The following is a 23,220-nucleotide window of genomic DNA, read 5'->3' as shown; positions in this document are numbered from 1 at the left end:
CCCTGCCAGATCCCTCTCCCGCACCCGAAGCACTACCTTCAGGAGACTCTCGATGCGCAGAACGCGCTCTACGGCGGCGCTCGTCGCCGCCGCCGTGGTGGCCGGCGGCCTGGCTCTGGCGAGCCCGGCGTACGCCGACCCCACCCCCGCAGGCACCTTCCGCAAACTGGTCGGCGTGGGCTCCGACACCACCCAGGACGTGCTCAACGCCCTGGCCGGCGACACCGTGAACGGCAAGAGCTACGCCGGCACCGCCGTGAAGTCGGCGAGCGGCGCGGGTGTCGCCTCCTACGACGCGATCGAGCCCGGCACCGGCTCGACCACGTCGAAGATCACCACCCGCTCCGGCGGTCCCGCCTTCGCCCGCCCGAACGGCTCCGGCGACGGCCGCAAGGCCCTGAGCATGGCGCTGACCGGCGACAAGTGGCCGACGCCCGACACCGGTGTCTCCCTCAAGGGCCAGGTCGACTTCGCCCGCTCCTCCAGCGGCCCGACCAACTCCGGCACCGCGCTCACCTACATCCCGTTCGCGCGCGACGCCGTCGGCGTCGCGGTGCGCGGTGCGGGCATCGACAACCTGACGGTGGCCCAGCTGCACGACATCTACGCGGGCAGCCTCCACCAGGTCAACGGCCACACCGTGCACCCGCGCATCCCGCAGGCCAACTCCGGCACCCGCAAGTTCTTCCTCAACGCGATCGGCCTGGACAACGGCTCGGTCTCCGCGGACATCCCGACCGTCCAGGAGAACCAGGGCAACGCCGCGCTCACCGAGGACGGCGCCCTGGTCCCGTTCTCGGTCGGCAGCTGGATCGCCCAGAACAACGACGTCGCGCCCGACTACACCAAGGACGCGGCCGCGGCCGGCGGCCACCTGGCGTCGGTGCAGCTGCCCGGCGACACCGGTGCCACCAACCCGCTCACCACGGTCAACGGCAAGCTCGCGCCCGTCGACGCCTACTACGAGAACGCCACCTTCGGCCGCGACGTGTACAACGTCGTGCCGAGCCGGGCGATCGACCCGACCAGCATCTTCTTCGACAAGAACCTCTACGACATCTTCGTCACCAGCGGCAGCCACACCGCCGCGCTGGCGTCCGACTCCGCCGAGAAGGTCATCGCCGGCTTCGGCTTCCAGAACGAGCCGTACAACGGCTCCATCAGCCTGGCCAAGCACGCCAAGCTGGGCGGCCTGGAGGAGTCGGGCATCGACGCCTCGACCCCCTCCGCGCCGGCCGGTCTGAAGGCCACCCCGGGCGACGCGAGCCTGAAGCTGTCCTGGAACGCGCCGGCCCCCACGGGTCTGCCGCTCACCGACTACCGGGTCACCCTGACCGGCTCGGACGGCGCCGTCGTGGCCGTCAAGGACCTCCCGGCGAACACCACGTCCCACACCTTCACGGGCCTGGCCAACGGCCGCTACACCGCCTCGGTCACCGGCGCCAACCTCAACGGCCGGGGTTCGGCGGCCACCTGGTCCGGCTCGGTGAAGTTCGCCAGCACCACCACGGCGAGCGCCGCGACCACCGCCTACGGCAAGACCCCGAAGGTCGTCGTCACCGTCAAGGGCTCGCACGGCGCGGCCCCCACCGGCAAGGTCACGGTGAAGGAGGGCCGCACGGTCCTCGGCACCGGCACCCTGGACGCCTCCGGCAAGGTCACCGTCGGCCTGTCCAACCACCTCAAGGTCGCCACGCACAGCCTGTCCGTCTCCTACGCGGGCAACGCCAGGCTCAACGCGTCCTCGGCCACGGTCTCCCTGAAGATCACCAAGGCGACGCCGTCCGTCAGCTCCACCGCGCCCTCCTCCGTCAGCCACACGGCGAAGGCCAAGGTCACGGTCAAGGTGACGGCCACCGGCACCACCCCCGGCGGCACCGTCCGCATCTACGAGGGCTCGAAGGTGCTCGCCACCGGCACGCTGAGCGGCGGCAAGGTGACCGTCACCCTGCCGAAGCTGAGCCGCGGCAAGCACAGCCTGCACGCGTTCTACGCGGGCTCGGCGACGGTCAACTCGAAGGCCGGAGCCACCTTCACCATCAAGTCCACCTGACCCGCGCGGCTGCCGGGGAGACCCGCTCTGTCTCCCCGGCAGCCCCCTACGACCACCGAAGGAGGCGGGCCGCCGTGGCCGTCGCCGTACCGACCACGCTCGCACCGGCCGCGTCGCGCACCCGCGTCCGCGGCGTCACCGCCGTGCGCCACCTGGCCCGCGGAGGCCTGCTCAGCCTCGCCGCGCTGCTGCTCGGCGTCACCGCCCAGCTGCTGCTCGTCAGCGGCAGCCAGCAGCACAGCGCCCAGCACGCCGCGTTCGACGAGCTGCGCGCGCAGCTCGCCCTGGGCACGGCCCCGGTGTCCCAGACCGACATGGACGGCCGGCTGCTCGCGCCCGGCACGCCCGTCGCGCTGATCGACGTGCCGAGGCTGTCCCTGAGCCAGGTGGTGCTGGAAGGCACCGACTCCGCCGTCCTGACCGACGGCCCCGGCCACCGCCGGGACACCCCGATGCCCGGGCAGTCCGGGACCAGCGTGCTGATGGGCCGGGCGGCCGCGTACGGCGGCCCGTTCGGCCGGCTGGACCGTCTCGCCCAGGGCGACACGTTCACCGTGACCACCGGCCAGGGCCGGGCCCGCTACCAGGTGATCGACGTACGGCGGGCCGGCGACCCGGCACCCGTGCCGCCCGCAGCGGGCAAGGGCCGGCTGGTGCTGGTCACCGCGGCCGGCACCCGGTTCATGCCGTCCGGTGTCCTGCGCGTCGACGCCGACCTGGTCTCCGGGCCCTTCCAGACGCCGGCGGCGGTGATCCGCTCCGGCACCCTGCCGGAGTCCGAGCAGCCTCTGGCCCGCCCCTCCGGGGTGCCCTGGCCGCTGGTGCTGTGGCTGCAGGCGCTGCTGCTGGCCGCCGTCGCCGCCGTGTGGACCTGGCACCGCTGGGGCCGCCACCAGACGTGGATCGTCTTCGCGCCGGTCGTCGCGGTGCTCGGCCTCCAGGTCGCCACGCGCACCACCGAGCTGCTCCCGAACCTGCTGTGACCCGCTGCGACCCGCTGAAACCCGAGGTGCCCACCATGACCGACACCGCCGTACTGCCCGTCGCGAGCGCCGCCCCCGGCGCCGCGCCCGCCACCCTGGAGGCCCGCGCGGTCTCGGCCTGGTTCGGTGCGCACCAGGTGCTCAGCCGGGTGTCGCTGACCATGCCCGCGGGCCGGGTGACGGCCCTGATCGGCCCCTCCGGCTGCGGCAAGTCGACCTTCCTGCGCACCCTCAACCGCATGCACGAGCTGATCCCGGGCGCGGCCTTCGGCGGCGAGGTGCTCTTCGAGGGCGAGGACATCTACGCCCCCGAGCGGAGGCTGACCGACGCCCGCCGCAGGATCGGCATGGTCTTCCAGAAGCCCAACCCGTTCCCGGCGATGTCGATCTACGACAACGTGGTGGCGGGCCTGAAGCTGACGGGCGCCCGGGCGGGCCGCCGCGAGAAGGACGAACTGGTGGAGGAGTCGCTGACGCGGGCGGGCCTGTGGAAGGAGGTCCGCGACCGGCTGCGGCAGCCCGGCGGTGCGCTCTCCGGCGGCCAGCAGCAGCGTCTGTGCATCGCCCGCGCGCTGGCCGTGCGTCCCCGCGTCCTGCTCATGGACGAGCCGTGCTCGGCGCTCGACCCGACGTCCACCCGCCGGGTCGAGGAGACCGTCCACGACCTCGCGGGCCAGGTCACCATCGTGATCGTCACCCACAACATGCAGCAGGCGGCCCGCGTCTCCGACCAGTGCGCCTTCTTCCTCGCCGAACAGGGCACCCCCGGCGGGATCGTGGAGCACGGCCCGACCGAGCAGATGTTCAACGCGCCGACGGACCAACGAACGGCGGACTACGTGGCGGGCCGCTTCGGCTGAGACACACGCCCAGAAGGTGGCGCGGAACACTGCACGACGGGCAAAACACGCGCCCCGTAAGGGGCGCGGGGACCTGCGCGACCAGCCACCACGACGCCGCGGACAACCCACCCAGCGCAACCACCCCGAAAAGGGGCGCGGGGAACTGCGCAACCAACGACCACGACGCCGCAGACAACCAGCCGAGCACAACCACCCCAAAAGGGGCGCGGGGAACTGCGCAACCGGCCACCACGACGGCGCGGACGACCGACGGCGTACCGCGACTGCCCCTCGGCTGCCCCGCGACTGCCCCGCGACTGCCCCGGCGAGCCGATCAGCAGTACGGCGGCTGGTCGGTGAGCGACGACGCCACCCGCATCCACACACCGAACAAGCGGTAGAGCGAGGGAAGTTCGCCCCTGGCCCGCACCGTGCGGCTGTCGTCGGCCGTCACCCCGGGTATGCCGAGCAGGGTCGCGGCCACCGAGGCGGACTGCCAGCGCACGGCGAGGGTGGCCTCGCCGGCCGGGACCCGGGGACGCCCGGGCGGTGCGGCCAGTGCCCGCGCGACCGACTCCTCGATGGCCGTGCGCGCCTCGCCCGCCGGACGCAGCCGGGCCGCGAAGCGGTCGTGCGCGTACTTCACCGGGACGGTGACGACCGATGCGTCCCACGCCGCCATCTCCGCGCACGCCGCGTCGTCACCCGTGAGGGCCACCACCGGGACACCGAGGGCCGCCGCGGTGGCGTGGGCGAGGCCGATCTCCCCGACGGGGCGGCCGTCGAGCCAGATGTCCTCGATCTCGTGCCCCATGAAGCTGTGACTGAGGACACCGAGGGCGCCGGCCCGGGAGTGGTAGCCGACACACAGCGCGGCGTCGTGCTCGGCGCCGAGCCCCTCCAGCATCCCCATCCGCTTCGGTCTGCCGCGCACCAGGCGGGCCGCCGGGTGCAGTGCCTCGGGCAGCAGGTTGCGCATCGGGCCGTGTGCGTCGTTCACCAGGACGTCGCTCGCCCCGGCCGCCAGCGCGCCGCGCACGGCCGCATTCACATCCTCGGCCATCATGGAGCGGCCCCGCTCGTAGTCCCGCCCGCCGGGCTGGACGTCGTCGGCGTCGACGAGCCCCGTGATGCCTTCCATGTCCACGCTGATGTAGATCCGCACGGCACCGACCCTAACCCGACCCTACGTATTGTAGGTTCCCAACCGCCAACGGCCACACGTCTGTTCAACGGGGGACACCATGCAGGACACGGAAACGGAGCCGAACCCATCGGTGGACCTCGGCCCGCGCAGTCTCGGCCCCACGCTGACCCTGCTGGTCGTCAGCCTGATCGTCGCCGCCGTCGGCGTCTACGAGCTGTGCGGCTTCGGGCTGCACAGCCTCGACCGGCGCCCGCACCTGTTCAGCGACGGCCTCGCCACCGGCGGGGTGATCGTCGCCGCGGTGGCGGCCGGGGCGGCGGTGGGCAACCTGGCCTGGGTGCTGGCGGCCGCCCGGCGCGGCACCCAGCGCCCGGGATGAGAACCTGTGCACCGGGTATGTGCAAGCCCGTACCCCCGCTCCCCTACGAGCTGTAGGGTCAAGTGTCCCGTCCCCTTCCCCCAAGGTGCCCGTCACCATGCCCGCGAGTCAGTCGATGCCCGCACGTCAGTCGACCCCGGCCACACCACAGGTCCCCGCACAGCGCGGGCCCCGCCTTCCCATTCCGGCTCTGCCGTCCGGCGACGGCCGGCTGCGGGGGCGCGCAGCAGCGGCCACCGTCTGGTACCTGCGGCTGCAGGCCGTGCTCAACATCGCAGCCGTCCTCTCGCTGCCGTTCCGCGAGGAGGTGCACGAGCACAACGCGGGCGAGTTCTTCACTCCGTACCTGGCCACCGCCGGACTCATCTCCGCGGCGCTCGCCCTGTTCCTCGCGGTGGTGATGCGCCGCCGCAAGCGCGCCGCCTGGGTGTTCAACCTCCTGCTCGCCGGCCCCCTGTTCGGCCTCTACGTCCTCGCCCTGACCCGCGCCCCCTACCGCGAGCACGTCTTCAACTGGCTCTCCGTGACGCTCACCGGCCTGTTCGTGGCGGCCCTGCTGATCGGCCGGCGCGAGTTCGACGCCATCGGCGACCGCTCCAACCCCCGCCTCGCGCTCGCCGTGGGCGCGGGCGGCACGCTGGTCAGCGGCACGCTCGGCACGCTGCTGGTGCACGCGACGAACACGCTGCCCGGCGCCACCCTCAAGGACGAGATCGCCTACACCGTGCTGCGGGGCGTCAGCGTCGGCCCGCTCGCCGACCGGGTCGACGCCGTGCACGCCCCCCGCTGGGCGGACGTGATCGTCAACATCCTGATCGCCGCGACCTTCCTCCTGGTGCTGTACGCCTGCTTCCGCGCCCCGCGCGGCGAGAGCCTGCTCGCCGTCGAGGACGAGCAGCAACTGCGCCGCCTCCTCGACAAGCACGGCGAACGCGACTCCCTCGGCTACTTCGCGCTGCGCCGCGACAAGGCCGTCATGTTCTCCCCCAGCGGCAAGGCGGCCGTCGCCTACCGCGTCATCGGCGGCGTCAGCCTGGCCTCCGGCGACCCGATCGGCGACCCCGAGGCCTGGCCCGGCGCCATCGACGCCTGGCTGGCCGAGGCCCGCCGGCACGCCTGGACCCCGGCCGTCATGGGCGCGAGCGAGGAGGCGGGCACGATCTACGCCCGCCACGGCCTGGACGCCCTGGAACTGGGCGACGAGGCGATCGTCGACCTCGCCGACTTCACCCTCGACGGCCGGGCGATGCGCGTCGTCCGCCAGGCCCACAACCGAGTGCGCCGGGCCGGTTACACGGTCCGCATCCGCCGCCACGAGGACATCCCCGACGAGGAGTTGGCCCTGCTCATCGACCGCGCCGACCACTGGCGCGACGGCACCACCGAGCGCGGCTTCTCCATGGCGCTCGGCCGCCTCGGCGACCCCGGCGACGGCCGCTGCGTGATGCTGGAGTGCCTGGACGCCGACGACGTGCCCCGCGCCCTGCTCAGCTTCGTCCCCTGGGGCGAGCACGGCCTCTCCCTGGACCTGATGCGCCGCGACCGCGACTGCGAGAACGGCCTGATGGAGTACATGGTCGTGGAGCTGCTCCTGCAGGGCGAGCAGCTGGGCGTGCGGCGGGTGTCGCTGAACTTCGCCATGTTCCGCTCGGTGTTCGAGCGCGGCTCCCGCCTCGGCGCCGGGCCGGTCCTGCGCCTGTGGCGCTCGATCCTCACCTTCTTCTCACGCTGGTGGCAGATCGAGTCCCTCTACCGTGCCAACGCCAAGTACCGCCCGGTGTGGGAGCCCCGCTTCCTCCTCTTCGCCAAGAGCAGCGACATCCCCCGCATCGGCCTGGCCAGCGCCCGCGCGGAGGGCTTCCTGACCCCGCCCGCCCTGCCGGCCTTCACCCGGCGCCGGCAGCCGGACGCCCCGGAGGTCACCTCACCCCGGTAGACCGCAGCACGGTGAGCGCCAGCGCCCGGGCCACGGCCACCACCTCGGACACGGACACGCGCTCCCGGGGACTGTGCGCCACCCGCACGTCCCCGGGCCCGTCTGCCGCTCCACGAGGCGCTGGCCCGGCTGGAGACGTCCCGCAACGCCGATCCCTCCCCGCTGATGGCCGAGTACGTCGATCGCGCTGACCCCGGCGTCCCGCGAACTGGCGTGGGCCGCCCTGCCGGGCACGGTGAGACGGAACGTCAGCGCGCCCGCGTTGGCGGTGACGAGGGTGCCGGCGGTCGCCTCGGTGACAGACAGGGGCCGCCTCAGCCCCCACTCACCGTGAACCCGATGACGGCCCCGCCCCCCTCCCGCCGGAAGGCGAACGGCGCCCCACCATGCGCCATGGCAACCTCCCGCACGATCGAGAGCCCCAGCCCCGACCCCGGCAGCGACCGCGCATCCGCGGCCCGGTAGAACCGGTCGAAGATCCGGATGAGATCCCCCTCGGCGATACCGGGCCCCCGGTCCAGCACCTCGATGCGCACCGTCCCCGCCCGCGCGGCCCCCGAGACCCTGACCTCGATCGGCGCCTTGCCGCCCCGGTCGAACTTCGCCGCGTTCTCGACCAGGTTGGAGATCGCCCGCTGCAGCATCCCCGGCCGCCCGTCGGTCGTAGTGGCCCCGCTCGTGTGCAGCACGATCTCCCGCCCGGTGCGCCGCTTGGCCAGCCCCACCACGTCCTCGGCGAGGTCGGCGAGGTCCAGCCGCTGCGGCGGCTCCGTGTCGGACTGCCCGGCCGCGAGATCGACCAGCTCGTTGACCAGGTCGGTCAGCTCGCGGGCCTCCTGGGTGAGATCGGCGACGAGGTCCTCCCGGGTCTCGGGGGGAAGCTCGTCGATCCTGCGCAGCAACGAGATGTTCGTACGCAGCGACGTCAGCGGTGTGCGCAGTTCGTGCCCCGCGTCCTGGACCAGCCGCCGCTGGTCCTCCTCCGACTGTGCGAGCCGGCCCAGCATCCGGTCGAAGGCACGCCCGAGCCGCCCCACCTCGTCCAGGCCCGCGACCGGCACCTCGATCCCCAGCTGCCGGGTGCGGGCCACGTCCTCGGCGGCCGAGGTGAGGACCACCAGGCGCCGGGTGATCCGGCGCGCCAGCCACCAGCCGAACAGTCCCGCGGCCACCACGACGGCGGACATCAGGATGAACGTGCGCTGCTGCAGGGCGCGCAGCAGATCCTCGGTGTCGCTGAACTCCTGGGCGACCTGGACGGCGCCCTTCCCGTCGCCGAGCGAGACGGTGGCGATGCGGAAGAGGTCATCGCCGACCCGGACGTCCTTGTGCTCGACCACCCGGCCGGCCGCCCGCGCGGTGGCCACGCCCCGGTCCCCGGAGGTGACGGGCAGCACCGGGCTGCCGTGGTCGACGATCTGCCCCTGCGCGCCGAGCACCTGCACATCGGTGCGGGCGGGCCGGACCAGGTCGTGGCCCGGCCGGGAGGAGGAGAAGTCCTCGGGGACCATCTCGTGCTGCCGTACCTCGTCCCGCACGTCCTGCACGACCTGCGTGAACACCGACTGCTGGTCGACCCGGACCAGGCGCGCTGCGGAGCCGTACGACAGGATGCCGACGAGGATGGTGACCGCGGCGGTGACGGCCGCGAAGGACACCGCGAAGGTGGTGCGCAGGGAGACGAGCCTGGGCCGGGGCCCGGCCGGCAGCCGCCAGCGGCGGCCCACTAGTCCTCCCGCAGCACGTAACCCACGCCCCGCACGGTGTGGATCAGCTGCGCGGCGCCGGGCTCGTCCAGCTTGCGGCGCAGGTAGCCGACGTACACGGCGAGGTTCTTCGAGCCGGGACCGAAGTCGTAGCCCCAGATGCGGTCGTAGATGGTGGAGTGGTCGAGCACGATGCCGGCGTTGCGCACCAGCAGTTCCAGCAGCTCGAACTCGGTGCGGGTCAGCTCCAGCTCACGCGGGCCGCGCCAGGCCCGCCGGGCCTGCAGGTCCATCCGGATCCCCGCGGCCTCCACCTGCCGGTCGGAGCTCTGTGCCTCGCGCCCGCTGTCGCCCGCGGGGCCCGCGCCGGCGCTGCCCGCGGGCACCGGGCTGGTCCGCCGCAGCAGCGCCCGCAGCCGGGCGAAGACCTCCTCGACGTCGAAGGGCTTGACCACGTAGTCGTCGGCGCCGGCGTCCAGGCCCGCGATGCGGTCGGCGGTCTCCACCAGGGCGGTGAGCATCAGGATCGGGGTGCGGTCGCCCTCGGCGCGCAGTACCCGGCAGACCTGGAGCCCGTCGATGCCCGGCATCATCACGTCGAGCAGGAGGATGTCCGGCGGGGTCCTGTGGGCCTGCGCCAGCGCTTCCACGCCGTCGGCCACCGCCGTCACCTCATACCCCTCCAGGGTCAGGGCACGCTCCAGGGCATGACGGATGGCACGATCGTCTTCGGCGAGCAGCACAGTCTGGGGCACGTCACCCAGTCTGCCAAGGCCGGTCCCGGTTGGCCCGGGCCCGATGGCCCTACGATCACGCTTTTTACCGCCCTCTCACCGTCACACAGGCAACCGCACGCCCGGCCCTACCGTCTTCTCACCCCGTGGGTCGCAGTGCGGCGAGCTGCTCCGCGAAGGGCACCACGGTGAAGTCGGCGACCTCCACGGGAGCCGGCCGTTCCTGCGCGGACGGGCTCGGCCGGGCGCCCGACAGCCCGCTCATCAGGGCGGCCAGTTCGCCGGCCGCCCGCTCGATCCGCTCCGGCAGTCCCTGCGCACCCCAGTCCTCCGAGGCGGCGTAGACGCCGGTCGGTACGACCACGGCCCGCAGGTGGGCGAAGAGCGGACGCAGCGCGTGCTCCAGGACCAGGGAGTGCCGGGCCGTGCCGCCGGTCGCGGCGATCAGCACCGGCTTGCCCGTCAGTGCGTCCTTGTCCAGTACGTCGAAGAACGACTTGAACAGCCCGCTGTAGGACGCCGCGAACACCGGGGTGACGACGATCAGCCCGTCCGCCCGCGTCACCGCGTCCAGGGCGTCCACCAGCTTGCGGCCCGGGAACCCGTTGGTGAAGTTGTGCGCGATCTCGACCGCGAGGTCGCGCACCTCGACCACCTGGGTGTCCACCGGCCCGGACGCCCGGCCGGCCACGGCGGTGGCCAGCCGGTCGGCGAGCAGCCGGGTGGAGGACGGGACGCTCAGCCCCGCCGACACGACGACGAGCTTCATACGGTGATCGCCTCCTTCCCGGCGAGCAGCGACCGGTGGGTCGGCGCCTCGGGCACCTCGGCCGGGCGCCCGACGGCGAACTCCTTGCGCAGCACCGGCACGACCTCCTCGCCGAGCATGTCGAGCTGTTCCAGCACGGTCTTGAGCGGCAGCCCCGCGTGGTCCATCAGGAACAGCTGGCGCTGGTAGTCACCGGCGTACTCCCTGAAGCTCAGCGTCTTCTCGATCACCTGCTGCGGGGAGCCGACCGTCAGCGGGGTCTGCTCGGTGAAGTCCTCCAGCGAGGGCCCGTGCCCGTAGACCGGCGCGTTGTCGAAGTACGGGCGGAACTCACGGACGGCGTCCTGCGAGTTCTTCCGCATGAAGACCTGGCCGCCGAGACCGACGATCGCCTGCTCCGGCGTTCCGTGCCCGTAGTGGGCGTAGCGCTTCCGGTAGAACTCGACCATCCGCCTGGTGTGGTCGGCCGGCCAGAAGATGTTGTTGTGGAAGAAGCCGTCGCCGTAGTACGCGGCCTGCTCGGCGATCTCCGGGGAGCGGATGGAGCCGTGCCAGACGAAGGGCGGCACGTCGTCCATCGGGCGCGGGGTGGACGTGAAGCCCTGCAGCGGGGTGCGGAACTTGCCCTCCCAGTCGACGACGTCCTCGCGCCACAGCCGGTGGAGCAGGGCGTAGTTCTCGACGGCGAGGTTGATGCCCTCGCGGATGTCCTGCCCGAACCACGGGTAGACCGGCCCGGTGTTCCCGCGCCCCATCATCAGGTCCACCCGGCCGTCGGCCAGGTGCTGGAGCATCGCGTAGTCCTCCGCGATCTTCACCGGGTCGTTGGTGGTGATCAGGGTGGTCGAGGTGGAGAGGATCAGCTTCTGTGTCCGCGCCGCTATGTGGCCGAGCATCGTCGTCGGGGACGACGGGACGAACGGCGGGTTGTGGTGCTCGCCGGTGGCGAAGACGTCGAGCCCGACCTCCTCGGCCTTGAGCGCGATGGCGACCATGGCCTTGATCCGCTCGCGCTCGGTCGGCGTACGACCCGTGGTGGGGTCCGGTGTGACGTCGCCGACCGTGAAGATCCCGAACTGCATGGCCGCTCATCCTCCAAGTGGTTGACCGTTCAACTATACCTCTCCAACGGTCACCCACCCTGCGATATTCCAGCCCCCCGGCAGCCCCCTCAGGGCACCAGCACCAGCCGCCCGCGCACCCCGCCCTCCGCCAGCCGTGCGTGCGCCTCCGCCGCCCGGGCCAGGGGGTACGTCCCGGCGACCCGCAGGCTCAGCGCCCCCTCGTCCACCAGTGCGGCCAGATCGGCCAGCCGGGCCCCGTCCGCACGCACCATGACGGCCTCCGTGCGCACCCCGCGCACCGGGGCGGGCTGCCGGCCCGGCTGGGCACTGACGAACGCACCCCCGTCGCGCACCCAGTCCAGCGCCGGCTCGCCGAGCATCGCCGCGTCCAGCACCGCGTCCACGCTCTTCGGCGCGACGCCCTCGGCCGTGAAGTCCGCGGCCCCGAAGGACCGCACCAGTTCCTCGTCACCGGCCCGGGCCTGCCCGGTCACCGCGATCCCCCGCCGGGCGGCGAGCTGGACGGCGAACCCGCCGACCGCACCCGCGGCACCCGTGACCAGCAGCGAGTCACCCGGCGCCAGCTCCAGCAGGTCGAGTGCCTGCGCGGCGGTCAGACCGTTCAGCGGCAGGGTGCCGGCGTGCACCTCGTCCACCGTCGCCGGTGCCTTGGCCACCGCGTCCGCGTCCACGACGACGTACTCGGCGTGCGCCCCCAGCGGGCCGGTCACACCCGGCACCAGCGCGACCACCCGGTCACCCACCCGCCAGGCGGAGCCGGGCCCGACCGCGTCCACCGTCCCGGCGACGTCCCAGCCGAGCCCGAGGGTCTCGCCGGCACCGCCGAAGACGCCGGCCCGCAGTGCCAGGTCCACGGGATTGACCGCGCCCGCCGCCACCTCGATCCGCACCTGCCGGTCCCCCGGCTCCGGCAGCGCCACGTCCACGATCTCCACGGCCTCCGGACCGCCGAACGTCGTCACCACAGCAGCACGCATGTCAACTCTCCCCGATTTCAAGGTATTTGATGAGCTTCACGGCAATTTCCCGGCCGCAGCACAAACCCTAGGAGAGCTACTATCGATTGGTAAGTAGTTACCTGGAAGTGCGTAGGAGACCCGGAGGAGAGCCCATGGCGACCACCACCGCCGCCCAGCGACGCGAGCAGGCCCGTCTCGACTACGACGCCTTCCTGCGCAGCTGCCCCACCAACCAGCTGCTCGGCCGGCTCAGCGACAAGTGGGTCAGCCTCGTCGTCTCCGCCCTCCACGCCGGCCCCCGGCGCTACAGCGACATCGGCCGCAGGATCGCCGGCGTCAGCCCCAAGATGCTCACCCAGACCCTGCGCGCCCTGGAACGCGACGGCATCGTCGCCCGCACCGTCACCCCGTCCGTCCCGGTCCGGGTCGACTACGAACTCACCCCGCTCGGCCACAGCCTCGCCGGCCTGCTCATGGCGGTGAAGGAGTGGGCGGAGACCCACTTCGACGAGGTCCGCGCCGCCCGCGAGCACTACGACGGGACACACCCCGACGAGGACGCCTGAGACCTGGCCCGACCGGGACGCCCGAGGTCCGGTCCGACGGGACGCCCGAGGTCCGGTCCGACGGGACCCGCCGGACCGGGCGGGCCCCGGAACCTGCCGTTCGGATCCCGCCTCGCCGGATCGCGGGAAAGGCACTGGACCTGTGCCGCACGCGCCCTGGACGTGTCCCGCACGCGCCCTGGACCTGCCCTAGACCCGCCCCTCCCGCAGCCGCGCGATCTGCTCCCCGCCGAACTCCACCGTCCGCCGCATGTGCCGGACGATCGTCGCCAGCTCGGCGTCGTCCAGCTCGTCGAAGATCCGCGACCAGTCACCGGCCAGCGCGTCCCACATCCGGCCGAACTCGGCGATCTTCTCCGGCACCGTCACCACCAGCACCCGCCGGCGGTCCGCCGCATCCCGCCGCCGCACCACGTACCCGGCCCGCTCCAACCGGTCCACCAGCCGGGTCGCCGACCCGGTCGTCAGCCCGGTCAGCTCCGCGACCCGCCCGGTGGTGACCGGGCCCTCCTCCAGCGTCAGCAGGTTCAGGCACTGCAGATCCGTCGGATGCAGCCCGATCCGGTCGGCGACCGCCTGGTTGAACAGGGCGTACGAGGCCATGTACCGCCGGGACACCACGGACAGCTCCGCCAGCAGCCCGGGCCGCCCGGTCCCCTCACCGGCCATGCCGCACTCCCCTTCGTCTGCGTGGTGCAGAGATCGTACGACGGCCCCGGCCCCTCAGAACGCGTACGCGTCCCCGGTGCCCAGCACCAGGACCTTCAGCTGATCGTTCGTGCGGTCCCGGTCCACCACACCCCCGTTCCACGAGGCAGCGACCTCCAGCGTCACCTCCGCCGGATGCTTCCCCAGCCGCACCGCCACCTTGATCTGCTGCCCCGCGCCGTCCACGGCCAGCGCCCCCGTCTCGCACACCACCGTCCGCTCGTCCGTGCGCGCACACCCCCCGGGCAACCGCTGCACCCCGGCCAGCGGCACCGACCAGCGCAGCAGCACACTCGCGTCCTGCACGTCCGACGGACCGTTGTTGCCCGGCGTCAGCCGCACCTCCATCTCGTCCCCCTTCATCACGGCACTCCCGTGGAAGACCAGATCGGCCTCCGGCGCCGCGACGGCCCCGGCCGGCCCCGCCGCTCCCGCGGCCACCACCACGGCACCGCACACACCCGACACCCAACGTCCCATCCGCATGCCACTCACCTCACCTGTCGTCCCGTATGCCGCACATCCCTGCGGCATGCCGCACCTCCCCGTCGGCATGCCGTACGGATGTATGCCACGCGGACCGGTCCGCAGGCACCCTCCAACAGGTGACACCACACCCGCGTGCCAAGCTGCCGCCATGGTGATCCTCCGCTCAGCCGCCCTGTTCGTCGTCGCCGCGCTCTTCGAGATCGGCGGCGCCTGGCTGATCTGGCAGGGCGTGCGCGAGCACCGCGGCTGGCTGTGGATCACCGGCGGAGTGCTCGCCCTCGGCGCCTACGGCTTCGTCGCCACCTTCCAGCCGGACGCCCATTTCGGCCGCATCCTCGCCGCCTACGGCGGAATCTTCGTCGCCGGCTCGATCCTGTGGGGCGTCGTCGCCGACGGCTACCGCCCCGACCGCTGGGACATCACCGGCGCCCTGATCTGCCTCGCCGGCATGGCCGTGATCATGTGGGCGCCGCGAAACGGCAGCTGAGGCTCGCCTACGCTGGACGCAGCGCCGACCCCTCTACTCCCCAGGAGCAGCCCATGGCCCCCGCCGCCCCGTCCGCCGCCTCCCGCATCGCCGTGGTCACGGGTGCGAGCAGCGGCATCGGCGCCGCCACGGCCCGCCGGCTCGCCGAGGCCGGCTACCGCGTCGTCCTCACCGCCCGGCGCAAGGACCGCATCGAGGCCCTGGCCGAGGAACTGACCACCGCGGGCCACTCGGCGGCGGCCTACCAGCTGGACATCACGGACCGCGCGGCGGTCGACGAGTTCGCCACGGCCTTCAAGACCATCGGCGTCCTCGTCAACAACGCCGGCGGAGCCCTCGGCGCCGACCCCGTGGCCACCGGCGACCCGGCCGACTGGCGCACGATGTTCGAGACGAACGTCCTCGGCACCCTCAACGTCACCCAGGCCCTGCTGCCGAAGCTGGAGGCGAGCGGCGACGGCGTGGTGGTCGTGGTCTCCTCCACGGCCGGCCACGGCACCTACGAGGGCGGCGGCGGCTACGTCGCCGCCAAGCACGGCGAGCACGTCCTCGCCGAGACCCTCCGCCTGGAGATCGTCGGCCGCCCGGTCCGCGTCATCGAGATCGCCCCCGGCATGGTCAGGACCGACGAGTTCGCCCTCACCCGCTTCGGCGGCGACGCGGACAAGGCCGCCAAGGTCTACCAGGGCGTGGCCGAGCCGCTCACCGCCGACGACGTGGCCGAGACCATCACCTGGGCGGTCACCCGCCCCAGCCACGTCAACGTCGACCTGCTGGTCCTGCGCCCGCGCGCCCAGGCCTCCAACACGAAGGTCCACCGGGAGCTGTGATGCCCGCCGAGGACCCGGCCACGGAGTCCGCCGCGGCCCCCGCGGCGGACTCCGCCGAAAAACGCCGCCTGGCCCAGGAGACGAAGGACGAACGCCAGGTCTGGTACTTCCTCGCCTACTTCCTCTTCGGCATCCACTTCGTGGCGTTCGTGATGATCTACGCGGTCCGCCACGCGAAGTGAGACACGGGCCCGCCGGCACGCCCGGCACCCGGCCCGCCCGGCACCCGGCTCGTCAGCGCGCCCGGCACCCGGGATCGTCGACGACGACGGCATGAGCGGGAATGATCTTCACGTCGTCGTCCCCCTCCTGCCGGAAGGACTTCGTGGTGGCATAGCCCCGCTTGCCGTCCCCCACGCACTTGGTGGCCAGATTCCCGAAACCGTCGGGGAAGTTGTAGACCTCGGCCGGGGAGTTCTCCCCGGCCCGGCCCGCCACCGGCGCGTCGCCCTTGCCCCGCTCGTCGTAGTGCTGCTGCGAACACCCACAGGCCACGACGACGACCAGCACCGCACCCAGGGCGGCCCGGATCACCCGGCGCACGCCTTGTCCTGCACGATCTGCACGTTCGACGGCGCATCGGCGTTCGTCGTCACATAGGCCCGGAACCCGTGCCCCACACACTTGGTGGCCAGGTTCCCGAACCCGTCCGGCATGTTGAACACCTCGGCCGGCGTGTCGTCCCCCGCCCGCCCCTGCACCGGCGCGTCGCCCTTGCCCCGCTTGTCGTTGTAACTGTCGGAGCACCCCGCGACCAGACCCCCCACGACCACCAGCAGACCGGCGGCCCATATCCCCGCTCTTCCGTGCGCACGCATCGTCGACTCGGCCCCCCACGGCAGAAGGTTGCATGGCACCCGCGTAGACAGCACGGCGGGCCGGAACGGTTCCGGCCCGCCGGTGCGGGAGGGGCTCAGCCCTTCACGCAGACGACCTGCTTCAGCTTCGCCACGACCTCCACGAGGTCCCGCTGCTGGTCGATGACCTGGTCGATCGACTTGTATGCGCCGGGGATCTCGTCCACGACGCCGGAGTCCTTGCGGCACTCCACGCCCTGCGTCTGATCCTCCAGGTCCTTCGTCGAGAAGCGCCGCTTGGCCGCGTTGCGGCTCATGCGGCGACCCGCGCCGTGGGAGGCGGAGTTGAAGGACTTCTCGTTGCCGAGGCCCTTCACGATGTACGACCCCGTGCCCATCGAGCCCGGGATGATCCCGTACTCGCCGGAGCCGGCCCGGATCGCGCCCTTGCGGGTCACGAGCAGGTCCATGCCCTCGTACCGCTCGCGGCTCACGTAGTTGTGGTGGCAGCTCACCTCGGGCTCGAAGGTCACCTTCGCCTTCTTGAACTCCTTGCGGACGACGTCCTTGAGGAGTGCCATCATGATCGACCGGTTGTACTTCGCGTATTCCTGAGCCCAGTAGAGGTCGTGCTCGTACGCCGCCATCTGCGGGGTGTCCGAGACGAACACCGCGAGATCACGGTCGACCAGGCCCTGGTTGTGCGAGAGCTTCTGGGCCACGCCGATGTGATGCTCGGCGAGTTCCTTGCCGATGTTGCGGGATCCGGAGTGGAGCATGAGCCACACCGAATTGGACATATCCACGCAAACTTCAATGAAATGATTACCCCCGCCGAGGGTTCCCATTTGCGCAGTCGCCCGCTCCTGCCGGAACTTCACCGCATCCGCGACCCCGTCGAACCGTCCCCAGAAGTCGTCCCAGCCGGCAGTGGCCAGTCCGTGGAACCGCCCCGGCTCGACGGGATCGTCGTGCATCCCCCGTCCCACCGGAATGGCCTGCTCGATCTTCGAGCGCAGGCGCGACAGGTCGCCGGGAAGGTCGTTCGCCGTCAGCGACGTCTTGACCGCGGACATGCCGCAGCCGATGTCGACACCCACCGCGGCGGGACACACGGCCCCCTGCATGGCGATGACCGACCCGACCGTCGCCCCCTTGCCGTAGTGCACGTCCGGCATCACCGCGAGGCCCTTGATCCAGGGCAGGGTCGCGACGTTCTGGAGCTGACGCAGGGCCACGTCCTCGACCGTCGCGGGGTCGGTCCACATCCGGATCGGGACCTTGGCACCCGGCATCTCTACGTACGACATGTCTTCCTCGTTCCCCCAGAAACAACAACAAAAGGCTCAGAGCTAGCAAAACGCAAATTAGGCGCCAAGGTCTACGAAAGGGACAAGGGACCGGCGTCCACGGCAGTGCGTGCGATACACATTGTCTCCAGGGCGCGCCCCGCTGCAGCAAGCGAATAACCAGCGGGGACACTGGAGAACCGAGCGCACACACACCGTCGAGAGGAGCCCGACCGTGCAGCGGAAGGCGTATGTGACCAGCACCGCCGCCCTCCTGGCGGCGTTGCTCGCCGGCTGCACGAGCGGCTCGGGGGACGACGGCTCGACGGACAACGCCAACCCGGGCGACGCCGGTACGGCGACGGTGGCGGCCCAGCCGGGCAAGTACCGCAGCCTCCCCGAGCCCTGCGGGGCGGTCGATCACGACACCCTCGACTCCCTGCTGCCCGGCATCCGCCAGATCGCGGACCCGGTGCAGCGGGACAAGGCCTACCAGGGCGACGCGGCGCTCACGTACAACACCGACCGCAAGGTGGGCTGCCGCTGGAAGGTGGAGTCCGCCGACGCCACCGACCGTCTCTCGGTCGACTTCGAGCGCGTGGTGTCGTACGACAACGCGGTCAGCGACGACGACCAGGCGAAGAAGCTGATCCAGGGGCTGCAGACGGCCGCCGATCTGCCCGAGCCGAGCGCCTCGGCCGCCACACCCACCCCCACGGCCTCGGCGGCCAGCACGGCGTCCGCCTCGTCCTCCCCGGCCGGCTCGCCGGGCACCGCCTCGGGCTCCCCCTCCGGTTCCCCCAGCGGATCTCCCGCCGACGCCTCCTCGGACCCTTCCCCGAGTTCCTCCGCCGCCGATCTCCAGCCCCGCGTGCTGACCGATCTCGGTGACGAGGCGTATCTGGACGACCAGCTCGACGCCGCCGGCTCGACGGCCGAACCGCGGACGGTGACTGTGGTGTTCCGCACGTCGAACGTCATCGTCACCATCGCGTACGAGGAACAGCCGATGGCCACGGGCACGGTGCCGGACAGCAAGGAAATGCAGGACAAGGCCCGTGATCTGGCCTCGCAGCTGGACGACGCTCTCAACGGCTGACCCCTGCATTGACCCCGCCGGCCGCCGCCTTCAAAGCGTGCGAACGGAGACCTCACAGCTCCTTCACCGCGTACGGTGGCCCCGCAGGAACCCGCACGAACACCGAGCGTCACGAGTGAAGGAACCATGCAGCGAGCAGCCCAGCGAGACGACCGTGCCCAGCCTTCCCAGCGAGCCAAGCGCCTGAACCGCGCCCTTGTCTGCGCGGCAGCCGTTCCCGCGGTCCTGATCACCGCCGCCTGCTCCTCGGACAGCGGCGACTCCAAGGACAAGGGCGGCGCGAGCGCCCAGCAGACCCCCGGCGGCGGCACGTCGCAGCAGCCCTCGGCCAGTGCTTCGCCGAGCGTCCAGCCGGCCGCGTACCGGACGATTCCCGATCCGTGCGCGGTGCTGTCGAAGAAGACCCTGACGGAGCTGGTGCCGAAGGACTCGTCGGGCAAGGAGGGCACCTCCGACGACGTCAAGACCCGTGGGTCCTGCTCCTGGAGCAGCCTGGACAACAACGGCGTCAAGGGCTCCCAGTTCCGCTGGCTGAACATCTCCCTGCTGCGTTTCGACTCGGACGCGAGCCGCGGCCCGGGCAACGAGCAGGCGCACGCGTACTACACGCAGCAGGTCAAGGACGCGCAGACGGTGGCCGGCGCGAAGAACGCCAAGTCGGAGCCGGTCGCCGGTACGGGTGACGAGGCGACGGCGGTGCGTTACGACCTGAAGAAGAAGGAGGGCGCCTTCAAGCAGCAGACGGTGGTGGCCCGGGTCGAGAACGTCGTGATCACGCTCGACTACAACGGTGCCGGTCTCGCGGGCGAGAAGACGCCGAGCGCCGACGATCTGACCAAGGCCGCGGAGAAGGCCGTCAAGGAGGCGGTCGCGTCCGTCGCGTCCTCCAACGGCAAGGGTTCCGGGGCCGGTTCGTCCCCGTCGCAGAAGGCGTCCGCGTCGAAGCCCTCGTCCGAGTCGCCGTCGAAGTCCGCCTCCCCCAGCGCGTCCGCGTCGAAGGCCGCCGCCAAGAAGGACTGACCGGCCTCACGTCCGCCGCACGCGTATGCCACTCTGTTGCGCGCAACAACACGCAAGGGGAGGGGAGTACGAGTGGCCGCGCCACTGCAGCTGACTCGGATGCACCGCATACTCATCGGCGTGGTCGTGTCCGGTGCGTTGATCATCGCCGGCATCGGCTTCGCCGGTTCGTACGCGGCCGTCCGTGAGCTGGCCATCAAGAAGGGCTTCGGGAACTTCTCCTATGTGTTCCCGGTCGGTATCGACGCAGGTATCTGTGTTCTCCTCTCACTGGACCTGCTGCTGACCTGGATCCGTATCCCGTTCCCGCTGCTGCGCCAGACGGCGTGGCTCCTGACGGCGGCGACGATCGCGTTCAACGGGGCGGCCGCCTGGCCGGACCCGCTGGGCGTGGGCATGCACGCGGTGATCCCGATCCTGTTCGTGGTCGCCGTCGAGGCGGCCCGGCACGCCATCGGCCGTATCGCCGACATCACGGCGGACAAGCACATGGAGGGGGTCCGCCTCACCCGCTGGCTCCTGTCCCCGGTCCCGACCTTCCTTCTGTGGCGCCGGATGAAGCTGTGGGAGCTGCGCTCCTACGAACAGGTCATCAAGCTGGAGCAGGAACGTCTCGTCTACCAGGCGAGACTGCACGCCCGCTTCGGCCGGGCCTGGCGCCGCAAGGCCCCGGTGGAGTCCCTGATGCCGCTGCGGCTGGCCCGCTACGGCGTCCCCCTGGCCCAGACGGCCCCGGCGGGCCTGGCGGCGGCCGGTATCGAGCCGACCGTGCTGCCGCCGGCCGTGAGCCCGGCGGCCACGGGCGGCCGGGCCGTCGGGGCGGCGCCCGTCCCGCAGGCAGCTGCGCCGTCCGGCGCGCAGCGCCCTGTGTTGCCCGGCCAGCGCACCGGGTCTCCGCAGAACATCGAGGACCCGGAGGAGAGCCCCTGGTTCCAGACTCCCCGCGAGGTGGAGTACCAGGGCGGCTACGACCCGGCCTTCGACCCGGGCCCGGAGCCCATGTACGTCCCCGAGGAGCAGTACGAGGAGTGGTACGAGGAGCAGCCTCCGGAGCAGTTCCAGCAGCCCTCCCCGTCGGAGGAGACGGGCAGTTTCCCCATCCCGGTGGGCCCGAACCGCACCCGGGAGCTGGGCGAGGGCGGCGGGACGCCGCCCGTGGAGCCGGACGAGGAGGCCTACTACCAGGTCTTCCGCCAGTCGATCGACGGCAGCTACCCGACCGCCGGCCAGTTCCGGGGCGACGTGGAGGCGACGTACGGCACCTCGCTGCCGCAGCGTGAGGCCGAGCGCATGGTCAACCGCTTCACCAACCGCCACACGGCGGAGCTGCAGGAGGACCACATCGCCTAGCGAGCCATGACCGCGCCGCCGTCGCGGACGCACGGCGCGGGAGGCAGACGCACCGCGTGGAAGACGCACCGCGTACGGGAAAGGGGCCCTCGGTCGAGGGCCCCTTTCCGTTGCTTTCCCTTGCCGCTCACCCCTGCGGGCTGCTCCTGCGGGTCACTCCCCGAGCAGCCTGCGCACCCGCTCCTGGCCGACGGCGAGCAGCAGCGTGGGCAGCCGCGGCCCGGTGTCCCGCCCGACGAGCAGGTGGTACAGCAGGGCGAAGAACGTCCGCTGGGCCGTCTTGATCTCCGGCGGGAGCTCCTTCGGCGTCGCGTCGGCCGGGAATCCGGCCTGGACCTTGGGCACGCCGTAGACGAGGTGGGTCAGCCCGTCGAGGGACCAGTGCTCGGCGAGTCCGTCGAGCAGCAGCCGCAGGGACTGCTGGGAGGCCTCGTCGAGGGACTTCAGCAGTTCGGCGTCGGGCTCGTCGCGGACGATGGTGCGCTGGTCGGCAGGCACATGGGTGTTGATCCAGGCCTCGGCCCTGTCGTACCGGGGGCGTGCCTCGTCGAGGGTGGCCAGCGGCTGCTCGGGGTCGAGCTCGGAGAGGATGCGCAGGGCCTGGTCCTCGTGCCCGGCGGTGATGTCGGCGACGGAGGCGAGCGTGCGGTACGGCAGCGGGCGCGGCGTCTTCACCAGCTCACCGGCGGCGGTGCCCATGGCCCGGGTGTACGCGGCCGTGTCGGCCGGCAGGGCGGAGCCGTCCGCCACCTTGCCCGCGAGCTTGTCCCACTCGTCGTAGAGCCGCTGGATCTCCTGGTCGAAGGCGATCTTGAAGGACTGGTTGGGCCTGCGGCGGGCGTAGAGCCAGCGCAGGATCTGCGGCTCCATGATCTTCAGCGCGTCGGCCGGGGTGGGCACGCCGCCGCGCGAGGACGACATCTTGGCCATGCCGGAGATGCCGACGAAGGCGTACATCGGGCCGATGGGCTGCTTGCCGCCGAAGATCGGTGCGATCTGCCCGCCGACCTGGAAGCTGGAGCCCGGGGACGAGTGGTCGACGCCGCTGGGCTCGAAGACCACGCCCTCGTAGGCCCAGCGCATCGGCCAGTCGACCTTCCAGACGAGCTTGCCGCGGTTGAACTCGCTGAGCGCGACGGTCTCGGAGAAGCCGCACTCGTTGCAGGTGTACGACAGCTCGGTGGTGTCGTCGTCGTAGGAGGTGACGGTCGTCAGGTCCTTCTCGCAGTTGCCGCAGTACGGCTTGTACGGGAAGTACCCGGCGGAGCCGGAGCTGCCGTCGTCCTCGGCCGCGGCGCCCGAGCCCTCCTCGGCCTCCAGCTCGGCCTCGTCGACGGCCTTCTGCTGGGGCTTCTTGCCCTTCGGCTTGGTGCGGTACTGGGCGAGGATCGCGTCGATGTCGGCGCGGTGCTTCATGGCGTGCAGGATCTGCTCGCGGTAGGCACCGGAGGTGTACTGCGCGGTCTGGCTGATGCCGTCGAACTCGACGCCCAGCTCGGCCAGCGACTCGGTCATCGCGGCCTTGAAGTGCTCGGCCCAGTTCGGGTACGACGAGCCCTTGGGTGCCGGCACCGAGGTGAGCGGCTTGCCGATGTGCTCGGCCCACGAGTCGTCGATGCCGGCGATCCCGGCCGGCACCTTGCGGTAGCGGTCGTAGTCGTCCCAGGAGATCAGGTGGCGGACCTGGTGGCCACGGCGGCGGATCTCGTCGGCGACCAGGTGCGGGGTCATGACCTCGCGCAGGTTGCCCAGATGGATGGGTCCGGAGGGGGAGAGGCCGGACGCGACGACGATCACCGGAGCGGCAGCGACTGATGTTTTCGCGCCCGGGGCCCGGCGCTCCGACTCTTCGATGACCTCATCCGCGAAACGGGAGACCCAGTCGGCGGTCTCGGTGCTCTGAGCCACGATCGGCACGTCCTTCTTTCTCCTCGGGCAGCCGGCACGGTCACACGGCTGACCGCTCCATTGTCCCAGGTGGGGACGCAACCA

The 23,220-nt window shown here is 71.8% G+C and carries 24 protein-coding genes; 12 read left to right on the top strand and 12 right to left on the bottom strand.

The features are described 5' to 3' along the window. Window positions 1-52 precede the first annotated feature (52 nt). The 3 genes from ACFZCP_RS26695 (at window position 53) to pstB (ending at window position 3,896) form a co-directional block, all read left to right on the top strand. Window positions 53-2,053: an Ig-like domain repeat protein gene (locus tag ACFZCP_RS26695; protein WP_391431029.1), complete on the top strand. Its 2,001-nt coding sequence runs from the start codon at window positions 53-55 to the stop codon at window positions 2,051-2,053. 74 nt (window positions 2,054-2,127) lie between these two features. Beyond that, window positions 2,128-3,036 (top strand): sortase domain-bontaining protein, encoded by a 909-nt coding sequence (locus ACFZCP_RS26690; RefSeq protein ID WP_391431026.1) that lies wholly within the window; start codon window positions 2,128-2,130, stop codon window positions 3,034-3,036. Between the two features lie 35 nt (window positions 3,037-3,071). After that, complete coding sequence (gene pstB, locus ACFZCP_RS26685; RefSeq protein WP_391431023.1) at window positions 3,072-3,896, top strand: phosphate ABC transporter ATP-binding protein PstB; 825 nt, start codon at window positions 3,072-3,074, stop codon at window positions 3,894-3,896. Between the two features lie 316 nt (window positions 3,897-4,212). Here the strand turns inward: pstB and ACFZCP_RS26680 are convergent, their stop codons facing one another. Beyond that, window positions 4,213-5,043, bottom strand: coding sequence for a M55 family metallopeptidase (locus ACFZCP_RS26680; RefSeq protein ID WP_391431020.1), 831 nt, complete (start codon window positions 5,041-5,043; stop codon window positions 4,213-4,215). A gap of 79 nt (window positions 5,044-5,122) precedes the next feature. Here ACFZCP_RS26680 and ACFZCP_RS26675 point away from each other — a divergent pair, with 79 nt between their 5' ends. Together ACFZCP_RS26675 and ACFZCP_RS26670 are read left to right on the top strand one after the other, a co-directional pair. Then, window positions 5,123-5,404, top strand: a complete 282-nt coding sequence (locus tag ACFZCP_RS26675) for a hypothetical protein (protein ID WP_362689453.1) — start codon at window positions 5,123-5,125, stop codon at window positions 5,402-5,404. A gap of 115 nt (window positions 5,405-5,519) precedes the next feature. Next, a complete protein-coding gene (locus ACFZCP_RS26670) occupies window positions 5,520-7,340 on the top strand; it encodes a phosphatidylglycerol lysyltransferase domain-containing protein (protein WP_391431568.1) in 1,821 nt (606 codons plus the stop codon). A 314-nt stretch (window positions 7,341-7,654) separates the two neighbouring features. Here ACFZCP_RS26670 and ACFZCP_RS26665 read toward each other — a convergent pair whose 3' ends face one another. The 5 genes from ACFZCP_RS26665 to ACFZCP_RS26645 all read right to left on the bottom strand — a co-directional run bounded on the left by ACFZCP_RS26665 (window position 7,655) and on the right by ACFZCP_RS26645 (window position 12,611). Next, window positions 7,655-9,067, bottom strand: a complete 1,413-nt coding sequence (locus tag ACFZCP_RS26665) for an ATP-binding protein (protein ID WP_391431016.1) — start codon at window positions 9,065-9,067, stop codon at window positions 7,655-7,657. Further along, window positions 9,067-9,801, bottom strand: a complete 735-nt coding sequence (locus tag ACFZCP_RS26660) for a response regulator (RefSeq protein WP_391431013.1) — start codon at window positions 9,799-9,801, stop codon at window positions 9,067-9,069. The genes ACFZCP_RS26665 and ACFZCP_RS26660 overlap by 1 nt, the downstream gene beginning before the upstream one ends. 118 nt (window positions 9,802-9,919) lie before the next feature. Beyond that, window positions 9,920-10,549, bottom strand: coding sequence for a CE1759 family FMN reductase (locus ACFZCP_RS26655; protein WP_391431008.1), 630 nt, complete (start codon window positions 10,547-10,549; stop codon window positions 9,920-9,922). After that, entirely contained in the window at window positions 10,546-11,631 is a 1,086-nt protein-coding gene (locus ACFZCP_RS26650) for a CE1758 family FMN-dependent luciferase-like monooxygenase (RefSeq protein ID WP_391431005.1), read from the bottom strand. Before ACFZCP_RS26650 ends, ACFZCP_RS26655 begins: the two co-directional genes overlap by 4 nt. Window positions 11,632-11,720: 89 nt before the next feature. After that, complete coding sequence (locus ACFZCP_RS26645; protein ID WP_391431002.1) at window positions 11,721-12,611, bottom strand: zinc-binding dehydrogenase; 891 nt, start codon at window positions 12,609-12,611, stop codon at window positions 11,721-11,723. 134 nt (window positions 12,612-12,745) lie between these two features. On the opposite strand from ACFZCP_RS26645, the gene ACFZCP_RS26640 reads away from it, so the two are divergent. Then, on the top strand, window positions 12,746-13,159 hold the full coding sequence (locus ACFZCP_RS26640; protein WP_391430999.1) for a winged helix-turn-helix transcriptional regulator: 414 nt from the start codon (window positions 12,746-12,748) through the stop codon (window positions 13,157-13,159). 189 nt (window positions 13,160-13,348) lie between these two features. On the opposite strand, the gene ACFZCP_RS26635 is transcribed toward ACFZCP_RS26640, so the two are convergent. Together ACFZCP_RS26635 and ACFZCP_RS26630 are read right to left on the bottom strand one after the other, a co-directional pair. Further along, window positions 13,349-13,828, bottom strand: coding sequence for a MarR family winged helix-turn-helix transcriptional regulator (locus ACFZCP_RS26635; RefSeq protein WP_362689430.1), 480 nt, complete (start codon window positions 13,826-13,828; stop codon window positions 13,349-13,351). Between the two features lie 54 nt (window positions 13,829-13,882). Further along, window positions 13,883-14,353 carry a hypothetical protein gene (locus ACFZCP_RS26630; RefSeq protein ID WP_391430994.1) on the bottom strand — a complete coding sequence of 157 codons (471 nt, stop codon included), beginning with the start codon at window positions 14,351-14,353 and terminating at the stop codon, window positions 13,883-13,885. Window positions 14,354-14,504: 151 nt separating this feature from the next. On the opposite strand from ACFZCP_RS26630, the gene ACFZCP_RS26625 reads away from it, so the two are divergent. Genes ACFZCP_RS26625 through ACFZCP_RS26615 form a run of 3 tightly spaced genes read left to right on the top strand, consistent with a single transcriptional unit; the run spans window position 14,505 to window position 15,855 of the window. Beyond that, window positions 14,505-14,843 carry a YnfA family protein gene (locus ACFZCP_RS26625; RefSeq protein WP_361118342.1) on the top strand — a complete coding sequence of 113 codons (339 nt, stop codon included), beginning with the start codon at window positions 14,505-14,507 and terminating at the stop codon, window positions 14,841-14,843. A gap of 53 nt (window positions 14,844-14,896) precedes the next feature. Next, a complete protein-coding gene (locus ACFZCP_RS26620; RefSeq protein WP_391430990.1) occupies window positions 14,897-15,673 on the top strand; it encodes an SDR family NAD(P)-dependent oxidoreductase in 777 nt (258 codons plus the stop codon). Continuing rightward, entirely contained in the window at window positions 15,673-15,855 is a 183-nt protein-coding gene (locus ACFZCP_RS26615) for a hypothetical protein (protein WP_362689420.1), read from the top strand. Before ACFZCP_RS26620 ends, ACFZCP_RS26615 begins: the two co-directional genes overlap by 1 nt. Window positions 15,856-15,907: 52 nt before the next feature. Here the strand turns inward: ACFZCP_RS26615 and ACFZCP_RS26610 are convergent, their stop codons facing one another. The 3 genes from ACFZCP_RS26610 to ACFZCP_RS26600 form a co-directional block, all read right to left on the bottom strand. Then, a complete protein-coding gene (locus ACFZCP_RS26610; RefSeq protein WP_391430986.1) occupies window positions 15,908-16,216 on the bottom strand; it encodes a hypothetical protein in 309 nt (102 codons plus the stop codon). Beyond that, window positions 16,204-16,491, bottom strand: coding sequence for a hypothetical protein (locus tag ACFZCP_RS26605; protein ID WP_391430982.1), 288 nt, complete (start codon window positions 16,489-16,491; stop codon window positions 16,204-16,206). Before ACFZCP_RS26605 ends, ACFZCP_RS26610 begins: the two co-directional genes overlap by 13 nt. Before the next feature lie 95 nt (window positions 16,492-16,586). Further along, entirely contained in the window at window positions 16,587-17,780 is a 1,194-nt protein-coding gene (locus tag ACFZCP_RS26600; protein WP_362689411.1) for an RtcB family protein, read from the bottom strand. Window positions 17,781-17,994: 214 nt separating this feature from the next. Between ACFZCP_RS26600 and ACFZCP_RS26595 the strand changes: the two genes are divergently transcribed. From ACFZCP_RS26595 to ACFZCP_RS26585, 3 genes are all read left to right on the top strand, one after another. After that, window positions 17,995-18,858: a DUF3558 domain-containing protein gene (locus ACFZCP_RS26595; RefSeq protein WP_391430978.1), complete on the top strand. Its 864-nt coding sequence runs from the start codon at window positions 17,995-17,997 to the stop codon at window positions 18,856-18,858. Between the two features lie 126 nt (window positions 18,859-18,984). Continuing rightward, the gene (locus ACFZCP_RS26590) at window positions 18,985-19,878 is read left to right on the top strand and encodes a DUF3558 family protein (RefSeq protein WP_391430974.1); all 894 of its coding nucleotides are present in this window, start codon (window positions 18,985-18,987) and stop codon (window positions 19,876-19,878) included. A gap of 99 nt (window positions 19,879-19,977) precedes the next feature. Beyond that, window positions 19,978-21,228 (top strand): DUF2637 domain-containing protein, encoded by a 1,251-nt coding sequence (locus ACFZCP_RS26585; protein WP_391431565.1) that lies wholly within the window; start codon window positions 19,978-19,980, stop codon window positions 21,226-21,228. A gap of 153 nt (window positions 21,229-21,381) precedes the next feature. Here ACFZCP_RS26585 and lysS read toward each other — a convergent pair whose 3' ends face one another. Further along, entirely contained in the window at window positions 21,382-23,145 is a 1,764-nt protein-coding gene (lysS, locus tag ACFZCP_RS26580; protein WP_391430970.1) for a lysine--tRNA ligase, read from the bottom strand. Between the last annotated feature and the right edge of the window lie 75 nt (window positions 23,146-23,220).

Source organism: Streptomyces sp. NPDC007971 (genome assembly GCF_042958635.1).
Taxonomy (GTDB): Bacteria; Actinomycetota; Actinomycetes; order Streptomycetales; family Streptomycetaceae; genus Streptomyces.
The sequence above is the reverse complement of the archived record's forward strand: the minus strand, read 5'-3'. Positions and strand labels throughout refer to the sequence as shown.